General features: G+C 70.3%; 20 protein-coding genes and 1 pseudogene. 16 read left to right on the top strand and 5 right to left on the bottom strand.

The window, feature by feature from the left end:
- The first annotated feature begins 413 nt into the window (after nucleotides 1–413).
- The 3 genes from ACWEK3_RS40490 to ACWEK3_RS40480 all read left to right on the top strand — a co-directional run bounded on the left by ACWEK3_RS40490 (nucleotide 414) and on the right by ACWEK3_RS40480 (nucleotide 2,834).
- Nucleotides 414–914, top strand: a complete 501-nt coding sequence (locus ACWEK3_RS40490; protein WP_453252061.1) for an anthrone oxygenase family protein — start codon at nucleotides 414–416, stop codon at nucleotides 912–914.
- A 28-nt stretch (nucleotides 915–942) separates the two neighbouring features.
- Nucleotides 943–1,755 (top strand): alpha/beta fold hydrolase, encoded by an 813-nt coding sequence (locus tag ACWEK3_RS40485; protein WP_450547037.1) that lies wholly within the window; start codon nucleotides 943–945, stop codon nucleotides 1,753–1,755.
- A 119-nt stretch (nucleotides 1,756–1,874) separates the two neighbouring features.
- Nucleotides 1,875–2,834, top strand: a complete 960-nt coding sequence (locus tag ACWEK3_RS40480) for a DUF5996 family protein (RefSeq protein ID WP_450547051.1) — start codon at nucleotides 1,875–1,877, stop codon at nucleotides 2,832–2,834.
- Between the two features lie 29 nt (nucleotides 2,835–2,863).
- Here the strand turns inward: ACWEK3_RS40480 and ACWEK3_RS40475 are convergent.
- Nucleotides 2,864–2,976, bottom strand: a pseudogene (locus tag ACWEK3_RS40475) (VOC family protein); the annotation flags it as partial.
- 125 nt (nucleotides 2,977–3,101) lie between these two features.
- Here ACWEK3_RS40475 and ACWEK3_RS40470 point away from each other — a divergent pair.
- The 3 genes from ACWEK3_RS40470 to ACWEK3_RS40460 are packed head-to-tail and all read left to right on the top strand — an operon-like array spanning nucleotide 3,102 to nucleotide 5,543.
- Nucleotides 3,102–3,659, top strand: a complete 558-nt coding sequence (locus tag ACWEK3_RS40470) for a pyridoxamine 5'-phosphate oxidase family protein (RefSeq protein ID WP_376606932.1) — start codon at nucleotides 3,102–3,104, stop codon at nucleotides 3,657–3,659.
- A gap of 26 nt (nucleotides 3,660–3,685) precedes the next feature.
- Entirely contained in the window at nucleotides 3,686–5,059 is a 1,374-nt protein-coding gene (locus ACWEK3_RS40465) for an amidase (protein WP_453252060.1), read from the top strand.
- On the top strand, nucleotides 5,031–5,543 hold the full coding sequence (locus tag ACWEK3_RS40460) for a hypothetical protein (RefSeq protein ID WP_453252059.1): 513 nt from the start codon (nucleotides 5,031–5,033) through the stop codon (nucleotides 5,541–5,543). Before ACWEK3_RS40465 ends, ACWEK3_RS40460 begins: the two co-directional genes overlap by 29 nt.
- 87 nt (nucleotides 5,544–5,630) lie before the next feature.
- On the opposite strand, the gene ACWEK3_RS40455 is transcribed toward ACWEK3_RS40460, so the two are convergent.
- On the bottom strand, nucleotides 5,631–6,500 hold the full coding sequence (locus tag ACWEK3_RS40455) for an alpha/beta fold hydrolase (RefSeq protein ID WP_453252058.1): 870 nt from the start codon (nucleotides 6,498–6,500) through the stop codon (nucleotides 5,631–5,633).
- Between the two features lie 285 nt (nucleotides 6,501–6,785).
- Here ACWEK3_RS40455 and ACWEK3_RS40450 point away from each other — a divergent pair, with 285 nt between their 5' ends.
- Complete coding sequence (locus tag ACWEK3_RS40450; RefSeq protein ID WP_453252057.1) at nucleotides 6,786–7,271, top strand: carboxymuconolactone decarboxylase family protein; 486 nt, start codon at nucleotides 6,786–6,788, stop codon at nucleotides 7,269–7,271.
- Nucleotides 7,272–7,467: 196 nt separating this feature from the next.
- On the opposite strand, the gene arsM is transcribed toward ACWEK3_RS40450, so the two are convergent.
- The gene (arsM, locus tag ACWEK3_RS40445; protein ID WP_450547042.1) at nucleotides 7,468–8,271 is read right to left on the bottom strand and encodes an arsenite methyltransferase; all 804 of its coding nucleotides are present in this window, start codon (nucleotides 8,269–8,271) and stop codon (nucleotides 7,468–7,470) included.
- A gap of 106 nt (nucleotides 8,272–8,377) precedes the next feature.
- On the opposite strand from arsM, the gene ACWEK3_RS40440 reads away from it, so the two are divergent.
- From ACWEK3_RS40440 to ACWEK3_RS40420, 5 genes are all read left to right on the top strand, one after another.
- Entirely contained in the window at nucleotides 8,378–8,749 is a 372-nt protein-coding gene (locus tag ACWEK3_RS40440) for an ArsR/SmtB family transcription factor (RefSeq protein WP_450547043.1), read from the top strand.
- Nucleotides 8,746–9,480 (top strand): aquaporin, encoded by a 735-nt coding sequence (locus tag ACWEK3_RS40435; RefSeq protein ID WP_450547044.1) that lies wholly within the window; start codon nucleotides 8,746–8,748, stop codon nucleotides 9,478–9,480. Before ACWEK3_RS40440 ends, ACWEK3_RS40435 begins: the two co-directional genes overlap by 4 nt.
- 61 nt (nucleotides 9,481–9,541) lie before the next feature.
- The gene (locus tag ACWEK3_RS40430; protein WP_450547045.1) at nucleotides 9,542–9,964 is read left to right on the top strand and encodes an arsenate reductase ArsC; all 423 of its coding nucleotides are present in this window, start codon (nucleotides 9,542–9,544) and stop codon (nucleotides 9,962–9,964) included.
- A complete protein-coding gene (locus ACWEK3_RS40425; RefSeq protein ID WP_450547046.1) occupies nucleotides 9,961–10,470 on the top strand; it encodes an N-acetyltransferase family protein in 510 nt (169 codons plus the stop codon). The genes ACWEK3_RS40430 and ACWEK3_RS40425 overlap by 4 nt, the downstream gene beginning before the upstream one ends.
- Nucleotides 10,471–10,663: 193 nt before the next feature.
- The gene (locus ACWEK3_RS40420) at nucleotides 10,664–12,151 is read left to right on the top strand and encodes a multicopper oxidase family protein (RefSeq protein WP_453252056.1); all 1,488 of its coding nucleotides are present in this window, start codon (nucleotides 10,664–10,666) and stop codon (nucleotides 12,149–12,151) included.
- 62 nt (nucleotides 12,152–12,213) lie between these two features.
- Here ACWEK3_RS40420 and ACWEK3_RS40415 read toward each other — a convergent pair whose 3' ends face one another.
- On the bottom strand, nucleotides 12,214–12,867 hold the full coding sequence (locus ACWEK3_RS40415; RefSeq protein ID WP_450547048.1) for a hypothetical protein: 654 nt from the start codon (nucleotides 12,865–12,867) through the stop codon (nucleotides 12,214–12,216).
- A 305-nt stretch (nucleotides 12,868–13,172) separates the two neighbouring features.
- Between ACWEK3_RS40415 and ACWEK3_RS40410 the strand changes: the two genes are divergently transcribed.
- On the top strand, nucleotides 13,173–13,991 hold the full coding sequence (locus ACWEK3_RS40410) for an isocitrate lyase/PEP mutase family protein (protein WP_450547049.1): 819 nt from the start codon (nucleotides 13,173–13,175) through the stop codon (nucleotides 13,989–13,991).
- 302 nt (nucleotides 13,992–14,293) lie between these two features.
- Here ACWEK3_RS40410 and ACWEK3_RS40405 read toward each other — a convergent pair whose 3' ends face one another.
- The gene (locus ACWEK3_RS40405) at nucleotides 14,294–14,935 is read right to left on the bottom strand and encodes a superoxide dismutase (RefSeq protein WP_450547050.1); all 642 of its coding nucleotides are present in this window, start codon (nucleotides 14,933–14,935) and stop codon (nucleotides 14,294–14,296) included.
- Between the two features lie 247 nt (nucleotides 14,936–15,182).
- On the opposite strand from ACWEK3_RS40405, the gene ACWEK3_RS40400 reads away from it, so the two are divergent.
- The 3 genes from ACWEK3_RS40400 to ACWEK3_RS40390 all read left to right on the top strand — a co-directional run.
- The gene (locus tag ACWEK3_RS40400) at nucleotides 15,183–15,485 is read left to right on the top strand and encodes a hypothetical protein (protein ID WP_453252055.1); all 303 of its coding nucleotides are present in this window, start codon (nucleotides 15,183–15,185) and stop codon (nucleotides 15,483–15,485) included.
- Between the two features lie 145 nt (nucleotides 15,486–15,630).
- The gene (gene rpmF / locus ACWEK3_RS40395; protein ID WP_360512659.1) at nucleotides 15,631–15,801 is read left to right on the top strand and encodes a 50S ribosomal protein L32; all 171 of its coding nucleotides are present in this window, start codon (nucleotides 15,631–15,633) and stop codon (nucleotides 15,799–15,801) included.
- Between the two features lie 6 nt (nucleotides 15,802–15,807).
- Nucleotides 15,808–15,920, top strand: a 113-nt coding sequence (locus ACWEK3_RS40390) for a GTP-binding protein (protein ID WP_453252062.1), incomplete at its 3' end; no start/stop codon positions are given.

Raw genomic sequence — 15,920 nt, 5'->3', positions numbered from 1 at the left:
GGCTCGCGACGCCCGGCACGGCACTCCCCCAGCCTTCGGCCGGGGGTACCCCCACGCCGCGTTGTCGCATCACCCGAGTACATCCAGTACGCGGGTGATGCTCCGCCTTGCGATGTACCGCACCGGACGCCGCGAGCTTCCCGGCAAACCTTTCCGGCCACAGCACTAGACGCCCATCACTCGCACCGGCTGCATCCCGATCGGAGCGATCGGCACCAAGTCCTGACGCGGAGGCGGCGCACGACGGCTCCCAGCCGCGGCTGTCCCGGATGGTCAGGCGGCTTCTCCCGGCACCAGGCGCTTCACCATGGCGTCACTGTTCTACGGCCCGTTCGCCCCCACCGGGTTCCTGCCGGCCGCGCGCCGCGGCTTCGACCCCGGCGTCGGCACCGTCACCTACACGAGGAAACGACGTGAAAGCACTCGCCACCGCTTCCCTGCTGGCGGCCACCCTGGCCACAGGCCTGATGGCCGGCCTGTTCGCGGCCTTCGCCTACGCCGTGATGCCCGGTCTGCGCCGCGGTGACGACCGCACGTTCGTCGCCGCGATGCAGCAGATCAACAAGGCGATCCTCAACGGTTGGTTCATGACGTGCTTCCTGGGGGCGATCCTGACGCTGGCGCTCGCCGCCGTCGCGCAGTGGTCCGGCGGCGACCGCAGGGTCTTCGTGTTCGTCATCGCCGCGCTGGTGCTGTATCTGGCGATGTTCGTCATCACCGCGGCGGTCAACGTCCCGCTCAACGACGAGTTGGCCGCCGCCGGCCAACCGGACCGCATCGGCGACCTCGCCGCCGTGCGGGAGCGCTTCGAGTCCGGTTGGGTCGCCTGGAACATCGTTCGCGCCGTGACCTCCACGGGTGCGTTCGGCTGCCTGGCCTGGGCTCTCGTCCTGCATGGCCGTTCCACCCACTGAGGCGATCGACGATCGACGGGAGATCGGCATGGCGTGGTCCGAGCGCATCGTGACGCGAGACGGTGTGCGACTCGCCTGCAAGGACTGGGGCGGGCTTGGCCCGCCCGTCGTGCTGCTGCACGGTCTGGCCGGCCACTCGGGCGAGTGGAACGCGACAGCCCGGCGTCTGAGCTCCCGGTATCGGGTGGTCGCGGTCGACCAGCGAGGGCACGGCGCCGGCGAACGCCACCCGCGGGACGTCTCCCGTGCCGCGTACGTCGCCGATGTCATCGCCGTTGCCGACCAGCTGGGGTTGCGACAGCCGGTGCTGGTCGGCCAGTCCCTGGGCGGGCACACGGCCATGCTCACCGCCGCCGCACATCCCGACCGGGTCCGCGCGCTCGTACTCGTCGAGGCCGGCCCGGGTTCCGGGAACCCGAACGCTCCCGCCGAGATCGGCGGGTGGCTGGACTCGTGGCCGCTGCCGTTCACCTCCCGGGAGGCGGCTGTCCGGTTCCTCGGGGGCGGCCCGGTCGGCGAAGGCTGGGCAGCCGGTCTGGAGGAACGCGACGGTGGCTGGTGGCCGCGTTTCGACCGGGACGTGATGGTCGACTCGCTGGCGGAGAACGCCCGGCGCTCCTTCTGGGACGAGTGGGAGCAGATCGTGTGCCCGACCCTGGCGGTGCTGGCCCGGTCCAGCATCATCCCGCCGCACGAAGTCGACGGCATGCTCCGTCAAGGCCCCGTCACCAGGGCCGTCAGCATCCCCGGAACCGGTCACGACCTGCACCTGGAGCAGCCCGACACTCTGCACACCCTGCTCTCGGACTTCCTCGACGATCTCGCGCCCGCCAAGCGATGACGTTCGACGTCGAGAGGCGTCTTGCACGAGATGCCACACCTGCCCCGCGCGGCCATCATGGTCATCCAGGCCCCGGTCCGGCCGTCAGGAGCGTCGGCCGCATGGGAAGGATGATGACCATGGAGCTGTTCCCGCCGATCCCGTTCGCCGAGTGGCACGACACCAAAGAGACGCTCCATCGCTTCGCGCAGATCGTCGGGAAGGTCCGCCTCGCCGCCAGCACCCGACGCAACCACTGGTGGAACGTCCCGTTCCACCTCACGGGGCGCGGCACCACGACGCGTCCGATGGGACAGGTCGACGGCAACCCGATCTTCACAATGGACTTCGACTTCGTAGCGCATCGGCTGGTCGTCTCGACGCTGGACGGCCGGGAGATCTCCTTCCCGCTCGTCGGCCAGTCCGTGAAGTCCTTCCACGCCGCGGTCATGGACTCGCTGGCCGCGCTGGGCATCCGGGTGCGGCTCGACGTGCCCAGGCCCTTCGACCTGCCCGACTCCGGCCGGCCGTTCGCCGAGGACGCCGAGCACGCGACGTACAACCCCGCGCAGGCCAACCGCTACTGGCGGGTCCTCAGCCAGGTGGCGTCGGTGCTGGAGGAATTCGCCGCGGGGTATTCGGGGAAGGTGAGCCCGGTGCACCACTTCTGGCACACCTTCGACATCGCGCACACCCGGTTCTCCGACCGCCGCATCGAACAGCCCCAGCAGGTGGACCCGGTCACCCGGGAGGCGTACTCCCGGGAGGTGATCAGCTTCGGCTTCTGGTTCGGCGACGACGCCTTCCCCGCGCCCGCCTTCTACTCGTACACCGCTCCCGAGCCGGCGCACCTGGCCGAGGAGCCGCTCCGGCCCGCGGCCGCGCACTGGGTCGCCCGCATCGACAGCCACCTGGCCGTGCTGCCGTACGACGAGGTCCGCGCCGAGGCCGACCCGCGTGCCGCCGTGCTCGCCTTCTACGAGAGCGCGTACCAGGCCGGTGCCCGGCGCGCCGGATGGCCGATCGACCCGCTCGCGTGCCCGGGCGGGGTGACGGACCCGCAACTGTGGTCCCCCACAACCCACCCCGCCTCCGGCTGAGGCTCAGTGTCAGCCGCGCACCGCATGTCGTTCAGAAAACTGGAGGCGGTGCGGGGTCGTCCGGCGGGCGCAGTACGACGTCGGGCTTGTCGTCGGTGGGGCCGCCGCCGGGGTTCAGGATGATCCAGCCGTTGGCGATCTTGTCGACGTGTAGCCGGAAGCGCACTCAGAGCAATGGCTGGTCGATCACGCGGCACCCGCACGCCGAGGAGCGATGATTTCGGCGCGGGCCGCCGGTCGTTACGGGTGAGGGAAAGGAGTTCCGCCATGCCGACACAGGGAACCTCAAAGCAACCCACGACCGAGTTCGACGCCCGCTACAGCTCCGCACTCAATCCGCGCCCGGGTGCCACGGAGGTCACCGCCACCGAATGGGCCGAGGCCCAGCGACTGCTGAAGTCCGCCGAGATCTTCTGGGTGTCCACGGTGCGGCCCGACGGCCGGCTGCACGTCACTCCCGTGATCGCCGCCTGGCACGACGGGGTGCTGTACTTCTCCACCGGCCCGGGGGAACAGAAGGCGAGGAACCTCGCTCATGACGCGCACTGCGCACTGACGACCGGGGGAAACTCGCTCACCGAAGGGCTCGACCTCGTGGTCGAGGGCACGGCGGAACAGGTTGCCGATCCGGCGCTGCTGGAGGAGGTGATCGCCGCGTACGAGGCCAAGTACGGGCCGCACATCACCTCCCCCGAGGGCACCTTCCACGGGATCGGGGACGCGTTCCGGAAGGGCGACGCGGTGGTGTTCGCGGTGGCTCCGGGCACGGCGTACGGCTTCGGCCGGGACGGCGGGGTGTACACCCATACGCGGTGGAGGTTCTGAACAAGCCTGAGCAAGAAAGGACGCAGGTGATCGGCACCAGCGAGTACGCGGATCTGTCCGCCCTGGACATCGCCCGTCAGGTGCGGCACGGTGACGTGACGGCCGTCGACGTCGTCGAGGCCGCCCTGGCCCGGATCGCCGAAGTCGACGATGGCGTAAGGGCGTTCACCGAAGTCTGGGCCGAGCAGGCACTCGCTCACGCGGCCGATGTCGACGCGCGGATCGCCCGCGGCGCCGTACTGCCTCTCGCGGGTGTGCCGATCGGCGTCAAGGCGAGCGAGGGCCCCGGCTCCTACCAGAACACCCGGCTGACCGCCGCCGGGTGCGTGCCGGTGGGTGCGACCTCGGTGCCGCGTACCAGCCGTGGCTGGCAGACCTACGGGCACACGGACCGGGGTCCCACCCTCAACCCGCTCGATCCGGCGTGGTCGCCCGGCGGCTCGTCCGCGGGTTCGGCGGCCGCGGTCGCCGCCGGACTCGTCCCTCTCGCCAGTGGATCCGACGGTGCCGGATCGGTGCGCATCCCCGCCGCGTGGTGCGGCATCGTCGGCTTCAAGCCCACCAATGGCCTGCTCCCGGCCCGTGATCGGGCGGGTTTGAACTCGCCCGGCGTCCTGGTGGGCGACCCGCGCGACGCCCTCGCCCATCTCGACGCGGTGACCGAGTCACCGGTGCCGGCCGCCCGCGCCACGTACCCGCTCCGAGTTGTCTGGTCGGCCACTTTGGGATACGCGGACACCGATCCGACGGTCGCCGCCGTCGCCCGCCGCTCGGCGGAAAACCTCGCCGAGGCCGGACTGATCACCCTGGCCGAAAGCTCCGAACTGACACTCGTCGACCCCGCCCCCGCCTGGACGGCCCTCCGCGCGGGAGCGCCTTCTTCGACCGAGAGTGTCAGCAGGGTCGTCAGCACCAACGAGGAACGACTGCGCGACTGCTTCCAGCGAGCCGACCTCGTCCTCACACCCACCACGCCCCACCCCCCGCACGGCCACGACGGGCCAGGAACGCGGATGAGCGTCGCCCTGACCTGGGCGTTCAACCTCACCGGTCATCCGGCGCTCAGCCTTCCGGCAGGGATCACGGCCCAGGGAGCGCCTGTCGGTCTCCACCTCGTCGCCCGCCACCACGAGGAGCGTCAACTCCTCGACGTCGCCGACCGCGCCACCCGGCTTGGCGCCGTCCCCCGGTCGCTCGGGGGTGGTCTCGGTGCCCGAGCCGGTGCCGCGGCGTTGTCAGAGGGTGGTGGCACAGTGACGGACAAGGATCGAGAGGCGTGGAGGGGCGATGGGGGATTTCTTCGAGCGGATCGTCGATGTCGAGGTGACCGGCGAGGAGGCCGGGCCGCTCGCGGATCGGATGGTCGATTGGATGGTCACGGAGGGTCTGATCACGCGTGAGACGTCCGGCGACGGGGTGTACAGCCTGAACGCGGATGAGGGCTATGTGCCGGGCCCGAACTGGGCGCGGGCCGTCGCCGACTCCTCGGACTCGGACTGGCAACCGGGCCCGGTGGCCGTGATCGTCGGACGCGACCACCACTGCGGGGGTCAGGGAGTGGACGACGCGGAGTACGCCGTCTGCCCCCGGTGCGAGACCAAGACCGTGATCATCCGCTATCCCGAGGAGTTCGAGGCGGACGAGGAGGTCTGGCGGCCTTTCAGGGACGGCATCGCCGCCTGGAAGGACACGGGTGAGGGCAGTGCCCCCTGCTCCGCCTGCGATGCCTCGGTCCCGGTCACCGAGTGGCGGTGGGAGTCCAATTTCGCGGTGGGCGCCCTCGCCTTCGACTTCTGGGGGTGGCCACCGCTCTCCGCCGGCTTCTGCGCGGAGTTCAGCCGGCGGCTGGGACACCGAACGGCGGAGCAGATGGGCAAGTTCTGAAACGACCCCCGAACTCTTCGCGGCGGCCACACCCGTTGCCTCCCTGCGCCCCGTTGCGGTCGCACCGGGGCGCGGGGAGGACGATCGTCAGCGAGCGTCGTCGAGGACATCGCGCAGCCTGCGCGCGAAGGCCTCGGGCTTACCGGCGTAGCCGGACTCGCCGCCGAGGAAGCCACCGTGGTGGCTGGGGAACACCGTCGCCTGCTGACCGAGCAGTTCGGCCGCCGCCTCCGAGGTGCGTCCGGTGAAGGTGTCGAGGGTCTCCTCACCCACGGCGATCAGGACCCGCGTCGGCGCCGAGTTCAGGGCGTCGATGTCGGGTCGGTAGCCGCTGACCGCCCACGACCGGTCGGAGAGCAGCGGGTCGTCACGGGAGCCGTCGTCCTCGATCGGCATCCCGAACTCGGCGGGATCCGGGGCGGGTTGGGCAAAGTAATCGTCGCTGAACTCGCCCCGCCACGAGGTCATCGCGATGAACGCCGCCATACCGGCACCCCAGCCCTTGTCCTGGTACGCCTGCCGGACGGCGGCCCGGGCGCGCTCGGCGGCCACGGCGTCGGGAAGCACCGGGATGAGCGGCGGCTCGTGCGCCACCAGAGTGGTCACGTCGTCGGGGTACGCCGCCACGAGGGCGAGCGCGGTCACGGCGCCGCCGCTGCTCGCGAACATCTCGACCGGGCCCGTTGCGAGCGCCTCGATCACGGCGTGCACGTCGGCGGCCTGATGCTCGGGCGCGTGGTCGACCCGGCCGTCCTTGCGGGTGCTGCGGCCGAGACCGCGCGGGTCGTAGGTGACCACGGTGCAGTCGGGGAAGTGCGACGCCAGGGTGCGAAAGCCGCCGGCGTCCATGGGCTGGCCGATCATGACCAGCGGCGGACGTCCGTCGGCGGTCGGCAGCGGGCCGTGGACGTCGTAGGCGAGGTCGGCTTCGGGAGTCCGGAGGATCTGAGTCGTCATGCACGTTGGACCCCCGCGGCGTCCAGAACTCATCGCACCCCGCGCACATTGACCTGTGCCGGCCGCAGCGCCGTGCACTCGCTGCGCTCGCTCTTCACCGGCTGCTCCCGTCTGTTCGCTTCCGACGACGCCAGGCGCACAAGACACCGGTCGGCGCGGATTTGTGACACCCATGAGTGGTGGCGCACGTCACACCGCCGCTCCGTCACACAGAGCGGGTCGCCGGCATCTCGTGTTCGTCCAGCGCAACACGACGAGTGATGAGTGACGAGTGAGGACGACATCATGAACGCTCGGTTCAACCTGTTCGAGAACGAGATCGGCGCCAAGTTCGCCAAGCGGTTCGCAGGCGCCGGCCTGGTGGTCCAGCAGTCGCCGCTGCCGAGGTCCACGCAGGAGCTGGTGGCGCTGCGCGCCAGCCAGATCAACGGCTGCGGTTGGTGCATCGACATGCACACCAAGGAGGCGGCGACCGCCGGCGAGACCGCCGTACGGCTCCACCTGGTCGCCGCCTGGCGCGAGTCCACCGTGTTCACCGAAGCCGAGCGGGCCGCCCTGGTGCTCGCCGAAGAGGGAACCCGGCTCGCCGACGCCCACCAGGGCGTGTCCGACGAGACCTGGGCCCAGGTGCGCAAGCACTACGACGACGACCAGATCGCCGCGCTGGTCTCCCTGGTCGCCCTGATCAACGCGGCCAACCGGCTCGCCGTGATCGTGCATCAGCAGGGCGGTTCCTACGAGCCCGGCATGTTCGCCGCCGCGTTCGACTGAGCTGCGGCCACATGGGACCCGGCCCAGGGTCATCCGATCCGGGGCCGGGTCCACTGAGGTCCGGGGCCGGGCCCACTGAGGTCCGGGGCCGGGCCCACTGAGGTCCGGGGCCGGGCCCACTGAGATCCGGGCGGCGGCGCGGTGCCGGTCCGAGCCGCCTCCACACCGGTCGTCACCTGCCGGCCCGGATCACCGCTCAGGCGGAGGTCTCGGTCGGCGTCGGCTTGGTGGCGCGGATGGTCGCGGAGTGCATGCCGTCCGCGACCGGGTGGGTCGGGGTGATCTCGATGCCGGTGAAGCCGGCGGCCTCCAGGCCCGCGCGGTATTCGGCGAAGGACAGTGCGCCGGCGATGCAGCCGGCGTAGTCGCCGCGTTCGGCGCGCTGCTCGGGTGTGAGGGTGTCGTCGGCGACGACGTCGAAGACTCCGATGCGGCCGCCCCGCTTCAGGACGCGGAAGGTCTCGGCGAAGACGGCCGGCTTGTCGACGGACAGGTTGATGACGCAGTTGGAGATCACGACGTCGATGGTGTGCGCGGGCAGCGGGATCGCCTCGATGGTGCCCTTGAGGAACTCGACGTTGGTCGCGCCGGCCCTCTCCGCGTTGGCAAGGGCCAGGGCGAGCATCTCCTCGGTCATGTCGAGGCCGTACGCCCTGCCGGTGGGGCCGACGCGGCGGGCGGAGAGCAGGACGTCGATGCCGCCTCCGGAGCCGAGGTCGAGAACGCGCTCGCCCTCGCGCAACTCGGTGACGGCGTTGGGGTTGCCGCAGCCGAGGGAGGCGGCGACGGCCTCGGCGGGCAGGGCGTCGCGTTCATCGGCGGCGTAGAGGGTGGCGCCGAAGTTCTCGTCGACCTCGACGGGCTGCGGTCCGCAGCAGGCGGTACCACCCCCGGTGACCTTCACGGCCGCCGCGGCGTAGCGCAGTCGGACGGTTTCACGCAGGTGCGAGGGCTCGTGCAGAGGGGTGGTTCCGTGCAGGGTGGTGGGCTGCTCGCTCATGACTTCACTCCCGGGTGACGGGGCATGACGATGCCCCGGAGCGCCTTGCATTGACGTTCGTTGATGCAACGTTGCGCCCTGAATCGAAAAACGTCAACATAGAGGCATGTCGAAACAAGGGCTTGAGGTGATCGATCAGGACGCCGGCTGTTGCCGGGGCCTGGCCGCCGCGCCACTGGACGAGGAGCGGGCCGCGGAGCTGGCGAAGGTGTTCAAGGCCCTCGGGGACCCGGTCCGGCTGCGGCTGCTGTCGATGATCGCCTCGCGTCAGGGCGGAGAGGTGTGCGTGTGCGAGATGACGCCCGCCTTCGAGCTGTCCCAGCCGACGATCTCCCACCACCTCAAGCAGCTGCGCCAGGCCGGACTCATCGACTGCGAACGGCGCGGGACCTGGGTCTACTACTGGGTGCTGCCGGGCGCGCTGGACCAGCTCGCCGCCTTCCTGAACGCTCCCCGGACCGCGGAGGCCGGCGCGTGAGCGCGCTGCTCGGCCGGCGCGTCGCAGCCGAGGCCATCGGCACCGGGCTGCTCGTCGCGGTCGTCGTCGGCTCCGGCATCCAGGCCGCCGCACTCTCCCCCGACGTGGGCGTGCAGTTGCTCGCCAACTCGCTCGCCACCGTCTTCGGCCTGGCCGTACTGATCGCCTTGTTCGGTCCGGTCTCCGGCGCGCACTTCAACCCCGCGGTCACGATCGCGGCCTGGTTCACGGGCCGCCGCAGGCCGGGCGGCCTCGCCCTGCGGGATGTCGCCGCGTACGTCCCGGCCCAGATGGTGGGCGCGATCGGCGGGGCGGTGCTGGCCGACGCGATGTTCGCCAGGCCGCTGGTGAAGTTCTCCACCCACGACCGGTTCGCCGGTCATCTGTGGCTGGGCGAGGTCGTGGCGACCGCCGGGCTGATCGCCCTGATCTTCGGTCTGGAGCGCGTCGGCCGCTCGGCACTGGCTCCGGCCGCGGTGGCCTCGTACATCGGAGCCGCCTACTGGTTCACCTCCTCGACCTCGTTCGCGAACCCGGCGGTGACCGTGGGCCGGGCCTTCACCGACACCTTCGCCGGGATCGCACCCGCCTCCGTCGCCCCGTTCATCGCGGCCCAGCTACTCGGAGCCGGGCTCGGACTCGCCGTCGTGGCGGCGGTGTACGGCCGCCGGGCGCCTGCCGCGGACCACGCCGCCGTCCCGCACGGCGAACCCGGACTCGCGTCCTCCTGACCACTCCCCCATCGAGCTCACCTCTTCCCGACCGCTCCCACCCTCGAGAAAGTCACCGGCCATGAGCACTCCCGCCCCGCGTCCCTCGGTGCTGTTCGTCTGCGTCCACAACGCCGGGCGCTCCCAGATGGGCGCCGCCTTCCTCACCCATCTCGCGGGCGAACGGGTCGAGGTCCGCTCTGCCGGCTCAGCACCCGCCGACGCCGTCAATCCGGCCGTGGTCGAGGCGATGAAGGAGGCCGGCGTCGACATCTCCGCCCAGAAGCCGAAGGTCCTGACCACTGAGGCCGTGCGCTCCTCGGACGTGGTGATCACGATGGGTTGCGGGGACGCCTGCCCCGTCTTCCCGGGCAAGCGGTACCTGGACTGGCAGCTGGACGATCCCGCCGGGCAGGGTGTCGAGGCGGTCCGGCCGATCCGGGACGCCATCGAGCAGCGGGTGCGTGAACTGCTCGGCGAACTCGGCATCCCGGCCGCGGCATGACCGGCGCGCCCACGCCCGTCCGCGTCGCACCGATGCGGCCGGAGCACGCGGAACAGGTCCTGGCGATCCACCGGCTGGGCATCGAGGAGGGCGACGCGACCTTCGAGACCGAGGCGCCGGCCTGGGAGGCGTTCGACGCGGCGAAACTGCCCGACCACCGTCTGGTGGCCCTGGACGCGGACGGCCGGGTGCTGGGCTGGACCGCGGTCGTGCCGGTGTCCGACCGGTGCGCGTACGCGGGCGTGGTCGAGCACTCCGTCTACGTCCACCCCGCAGCGCGCCACCGAGGCGTCGGATCCGCGCTGCTCGACGCCCTCCTCGCCTCCACAGAGGCCGCCGGGATCTGGACCGTGCAGTCGGGCATCTTCCCGGAGAACACGGCCAGCCTCGCCCTTCACCTGCGTGCCGGGTTCCGGGTCGTCGGCACTCGCGAGCGCATCGGCCGCCACCGCGGCCGCTGGCGCGATGTCGTCCTCGTCGAACGCCGAAGCCCGACGGTGCGGTGACACTCCGGGCAGTCCCCCACCCCCGGCCGAGAGCGGCGGCTCGTACGACGTAGAAGGCGAGACCGGGCGGAGGGGGCCGGATCCTCGATCTCGCCCGGCACTTCCACGAAGGCGGACACTACCAATAAAAGAGGATTCGAACCCCATACCTGCCAGGGGCTTACTCGGCTCCTGACCAGGAAGGGAGCAGACCGTGCAGATCACCCGTCGCGACGTCCTCAAGCTCGGTGGCCTGGCTCTGCTGGCCGGTGGCGCCGCAAAACCGGCCTCCGCCTTTGCCTCCACCTCCACGGCGCCGTCCGCCTTGCCCGTTGCTCGGGCCAAGGCGGATTACACGGTGCGGATCGCGACCGGGCTCGTCGAGCTCGCGCCGGACACGATCGTGTCCACCACGACGTACAACGGGCAGTTCCCCGGCCCGCTGCTGCGGTTCACCGAAGGCCGCCCGGTCGTGGTCGACGTCCACAACGACACCGGCACCCCCGAACTGCTCCACTGGCACGGCCAGCGGGTACCCGCCGAGGTGGACGGGGCGGCGGAGGAGGGCACCCCGTACATCCCCGCGCACGGGATGCGGCGTCTGTCGTTCACGCCCGGACCGGCCGGTTTCCGCTTCTACCACACCCATGTGGCAGCACATGACGACCTGAACCTGGGTACGTACACCGGTCAGGCAGGCCCGGTCCACATCGAGCCGAAGGCCCACCCCTGCGCCTACGACCAGGAGGTCTTCCTGGTGCTGAAGGAGTTCGGGCCCGCCTTCAGCCAGGGCGGGGACATGGCCCAGAACTTCCTGGCCGGCTCCGAGGCGCCGGACCTGAAGCACAGGGGTGAGAAGGCGATGGCCGGCTCACTGGCACGGGGGATGCCGCACGGCTACGAGGTCGGCTACACCGCGTTCAGTGTCAACGGCCGGAAACTGGGCCACGGCCCGCCGATCAAGGTCAGGTCCGGGCAGCGCGTGCTGCTCCACGTCCTCAACGCCAGCGCCACCGAGATCCGCAGCCTGGCCCTGCCCGGCCACACCTTCAAAGTGGTCGCCCTCGACGGCAACCCGGTACCCTGTCCCGCCGACGTGCCGGTGCTGTGGATCGGCACCGCCGAACGCGTCTCGGCCCTGGTGGAGATGAACCATCCCGGTGTCTGGGTCCTGGGGGATCTGGCCGACGACGACCGGAAGAACGGCATGGGTGCCGTGGTGGAGTACGCCGGCCGCGGCGGCTCCCCGCAATGGACCGTACCGCGCAAGCCCACCTGGGACTACCGCACCTTCGCCCGCGCCGGTACCACCACCCGGCGGCCCGACCACACCTTCGACCTGCTGGTGGAGAAACGCAACGCCGCCGACAAGGGCTTCAACATCTGGACCCTCGACGGCGTGCCCTTCTCCATGGACACCGACAAGCCGGTGCTGGACATCGACCGCGGCGGCCGTTACCGGATGCGGTTCCGCAACGCCACCGATGACATCCACCCCCTCCACCTGCACCGCCACACCTTCGAAGTCACCCACATCGCCGGTACCCCGACCCGCGGCCTACACAAGGACGTCGTCATGCTCGGCGGCTACCAGACCCTCGACTTCGACTTCACCGCCGACCAACCAGGTCTGTCCCTCTTCCACTGCCACCAGCAACTCCACATGGACTATGGCTTCATGACCCTGCTGCACTGCACCTGACCCACGCCCTCGCCGGCTCTCGACGTCTTCGAGAAGCCAGGGCCCGAGGTCCTCTGAGCCAGTCACAGACCGCCGCCGAGCGCCAGGCTCAGAACCACGAGGCCAATGCTCACTGGCATGCCCACCAGGCCTAGAAGCAACGGGCGGAAGGCGGCGAGCGCGGGGGATGCGGAGCCTGTGGGCTGCAGCCGGTTGCCCCACCCGCGGCCGACTTCCACACGCAACCGCTCGGCCGCCCGACCGGAGACGAGAACACGTGGACCCGACTGCTTCTCCAGGACCTCGCGCACTGCGGCATCAGGCGTTCCTTTGCCACCCGCGAGCTTGTCGACGATGATTCGGGTGCCGTGTACGTCCGTGAGGACGAGCCAGTCAGCGGTAGTACCGCGTCCGGCGATCTCCAGGCGGCCGACTTTCTTGAGCCGGGTGAGATCGACCGTACGCCGGCCGGTGAGCGTGCGGGCGGAGAGCAGGCCGCCCGCGTACAGTCGTGCGTGCCAGCCCCCATTGACGCCGAACACCGCCATGGCACCGAGCAGGAGCGAGAACAACCCAAGCAGGCACAGCCCGTCGCCGACCAGACCGGCCCTCACGAGCATCGCCGGGACCACCACCAGAACGGGCGTGGTCAACCAGGCAAGGAGGTTGCCGATCCGCTGCCCCGGCCGCCCCTGTCCAGCGCCTACGGATATCTCTTCGGCCGAATCGGTCGTCATGCCCCGACGGTACCCAACTGCGAATCGACCTCGCGGACTCCACTGAGTGTCAGGATTGCCTGATGATGACCCGCGTTGAGCTGCTGAGTGCCCTGTCCGGACTGCGGCAGGCGCAGATAGGCAACCGCCGAGCCCCACACAAACCCCTGCTGGTGCTCTGGCTGTTCGGGAGATTCGGGGCGTCGGGCAGCACAAGAAGCGGGTCGGGCCGGAGGAGCGGCGTAGGTCGGAGAAGCGGTCGAGGCGTCGACGTCGGTGTCGGTTTCCTGCCGGAGAACGACCGGCCGACGTGTTTGACTCCGTGCATGACCACCACGCAGTCGGCCAAAGCCCAGCTCTTCCGTTCTCTGCACACGCCCGGCACGCCGCTCGCGCTCGCCAATGCCTGGGACGTCGCGAGTGCCCGGGTCATCGAGTCCGCGGGGGCCTCCGCGATCGCCACCACGAGTGCGGGCGTCGCCTGGTCGCTGGGCTCGCCGGACGGTGACGTCCTCGCCCGCGATCAAGCGCTGGGGTTGATTTCCCGTGTCGCCACCGCGGTCGCGGTTCCGGTCACCGCCGACATCGAGGGCGGGTACGGGCAGGACGCGGCCGAGGTCGCCGAGACCATCACCGGGGTGCTCGCGGCGGGTGCTGTCGGCGTCAACATCGAGGACGGCACCCGAGCCCCGGACGAACTCGCGACGCGGCTTGCCGTCGCCCGGCGGACCGCCGACCGCGCGGGCGTGGAGCTCTTCCTCAACGCCCGTGTCGACACGTACCTGTTGGGGCTCGGGGACCCGGACACCCGACTGGAGGAGACCCTGGCCCGGGCGCGCCGGTACGTGGACGCCGGCGCGGACGGCATCTTCGTTCCCGGCGTCACCGACACCGCCACGATCGCGGCGCTGGCCGAGGACATCTCCGTACCGTTGAACGTCATGGCCGGCCCCGTCGCCCCGAGCGTCGCCGAGCTGGGCGCCCTCGGCGTGGCCCGCGTCAGCCTCGGCCCGGGCGTGGCGCAGGCGGCGTACGCTGCGGCCCGCCGCGCCGCGCGGGAGCTGTTCGACACCGGTGGCTACGACTCCCTGTCCGGCGGCATCACCTTCCCGGAACTCAACGCGCTGCTCTCCGAGTCCCGTTGACAGCACCGTGTTCCGTGCTCTGTGGCGTTTGCGTCAGGGGAGGGACCATCACAGGATCACGCGAAGTGTCACGCGGGCGGTGACCGCGGTCATTGTCGTCGGCCCTATGAGCGGCTGCTCGTCGTACGATTCCGCGCAGGCTGAGCAGTGGCGGCGGAACTACTGCACCCGGTTGAGGGGAGGCGGAAGTGCTCCCCCGGGGCAGCGTGCCAGGGGGAGCACTTCGCTGTGCGCCTGCCGGTGAAGGGTGAGAAGACGATCACAAGCAGGACATCCGCGGGACTACGGCGTCACGGCGGTCGTCACGGCGCGAGCAGCAGGCTGTCGCCGCGCTCCTTGGCGGCCGTGTAGCGCCTGGCCACGTCCCGCCAGTTGACGACCTGCCACATCGCCTCGATGAAGTCCACCTTCTGGTTCTTGTACTGCAGGTAGAAGGCGTGCTCCCAGGCGTCGAAGACGAGGATCGGGGTGGAGCCCTGTCCGACGTTGCCCTGGTGGTCGTAGACCTGCTCCACGATCAGCCGGCCGCTCAGCGGCTCGTACGCCAGCACACCCCAGCCCGAACCCTGGGTGGTGGCCGCGGCCTTGGACAGCTGCGCCTTGAAGCCGGCGAAGGAGCCGAACGACTCGGCGATGGCGCCGGCCAGCTCCCCCACGCCGTCCTTCTCCAGCGGCTCACCGCCACCGTCGCCGGTCATGTTGTGCCAGTAGATGCTGTGCAGGACGTGCCCGGAGAGGTGGAAGGCCAGGTTCTTCTCCAGACCGTTGACCGAGCCCCACGACTCCTTGTCCCGCGCCTCGGCCAGCTGCTCCAGCGTGTCGTTGGCGCCCTTGACGTAGGCCGCGTGGTGCTTGTCGTGGTGCAGCTCGATGATCTCGGGGCTGATGACCGGGGCGAGCGCCGAGTAGTCGTACGGGAGCTCCGGGAGCGTGTAGACCGCCATGTCCAACATCACCCTTCGAGTTATTGCACACGGGTTGCAAGTGCACAATAGCAGCAGCAAGGCGCCGGGGCGCCGGCCTGACAACAGCTGCCGCGACCCCTCGACCGGGTCGACCGCACACCCCAGCCGCCGTAACATTCCGCTCATATCTGAACAAATCGCCCTATATTGACTTCACGACTCACGACGCACGGCCCGCGACAGCACCACCCGCCGGCCGCCGAACGGCACCCCCCAGGAGCAGCGCATGAGCACCGCCGCCGAACACCGCACCCATGACAGCCACACCCACACCCACGGCGAGGGCTGCGGACACGTCGCCTTCCCGCACGGCGACCACGTCGACTACGTGCACGACGGACACCTCCACAAGGCCCACGACGGCCACGTCGACGAGTGCGTGACCTCCGGCCACACCATGCACGCCCACCACGACCACCAGCACGGCGAGGGCTGCGGGCATATGGCCGTACCCCACGAGGACCACGTCGATTACGTGCACGACGGCCATCGCCACGCCGCCCATGAGGGGCACTGGGACGACCACTGACGCAGCGGCAGACCTCAAGCGGCCGGCGACCTCCCGAGGGCGCCGGCCTGGGGCATCGCACCGCACAGCGAAATAGTAATGAGATTCGTTTTCATGTAGCCTCTTGGTTGCTCACCGAAGGTGACCACCGAACCAGGAGGACTCCATGGCCGTTCCCAAGCGGAAGATGTCCCGCAGCAACACCCGCCACCGCCGCGCCCAGTGGAAGGCGGCCACGCCGGCGCTCGTCCCGATCACCGTCGACGGCGTCCCGTACCTCGTACCCCAGCGGCTAGTGAAGGCCTACGAGCGCGGACTGCTGCGCCCCGAAGGCTGATCGTCCATGCCTTCCGACCGACTCCCCGTCACCGTCCTGTCCGGATTCCTCGGCGCGGGCAAGACCACCCTCCTCAACCACATCCTCGGCAACCGCGAGGGGCTGCGCGTCGCGGTCAT

The sequence above is a fragment of the Streptomyces sp. NPDC004721 genome, assembly GCF_053601495.1.
Note: the sequence above shows the minus strand (reverse complement) of the source record. Positions and strands in the feature narration are given on the sequence as shown.

Coding starts and splice junctions, on each gene's coding strand:
- ACWEK3_RS40400 (WP_453252055.1), top strand. CDS start 15,183: ATGAGCACCGCCGCCGAACACCGCACCCATGACAGCCACACCCACACC.
- ACWEK3_RS40425 (WP_450547046.1), top strand. CDS start 9,961: ATGACCGGCGCGCCCACGCCCGTCCGCGTCGCACCGATGCGGCCGGAG.
- ACWEK3_RS40405 (WP_450547050.1), bottom strand. CDS start 14,935: ATGGCGGTCTACACGCTCCCGGAGCTCCCGTACGACTACTCGGCGCTC.
- ACWEK3_RS40485 (WP_450547037.1), top strand. CDS start 943: ATGGCGTGGTCCGAGCGCATCGTGACGCGAGACGGTGTGCGACTCGCC.
- ACWEK3_RS40450 (WP_453252057.1), top strand. CDS start 6,786: ATGAACGCTCGGTTCAACCTGTTCGAGAACGAGATCGGCGCCAAGTTC.
- arsM (WP_450547042.1), bottom strand. CDS start 8,271: ATGAGCGAGCAGCCCACCACCCTGCACGGAACCACCCCTCTGCACGAG.
- ACWEK3_RS40470 (WP_376606932.1), top strand. CDS start 3,102: ATGCCGACACAGGGAACCTCAAAGCAACCCACGACCGAGTTCGACGCC.
- ACWEK3_RS40440 (WP_450547043.1), top strand. CDS start 8,378: ATGTCGAAACAAGGGCTTGAGGTGATCGATCAGGACGCCGGCTGTTGC.
- ACWEK3_RS40455 (WP_453252058.1), bottom strand. CDS start 6,500: ATGACGACTCAGATCCTCCGGACTCCCGAAGCCGACCTCGCCTACGAC.
- ACWEK3_RS40410 (WP_450547049.1), top strand. CDS start 13,173: ATGACCACCACGCAGTCGGCCAAAGCCCAGCTCTTCCGTTCTCTGCAC.
- ACWEK3_RS40430 (WP_450547045.1), top strand. CDS start 9,542: ATGAGCACTCCCGCCCCGCGTCCCTCGGTGCTGTTCGTCTGCGTCCAC.
- ACWEK3_RS40460 (WP_453252059.1), top strand. CDS start 5,031: ATGGTCACGGAGGGTCTGATCACGCGTGAGACGTCCGGCGACGGGGTG.
- ACWEK3_RS40480 (WP_450547051.1), top strand. CDS start 1,875: ATGGAGCTGTTCCCGCCGATCCCGTTCGCCGAGTGGCACGACACCAAA.
- rpmF (WP_360512659.1), top strand. CDS start 15,631: ATGGCCGTTCCCAAGCGGAAGATGTCCCGCAGCAACACCCGCCACCGC.
- ACWEK3_RS40415 (WP_450547048.1), bottom strand. CDS start 12,867: ATGACGACCGATTCGGCCGAAGAGATATCCGTAGGCGCTGGACAGGGG.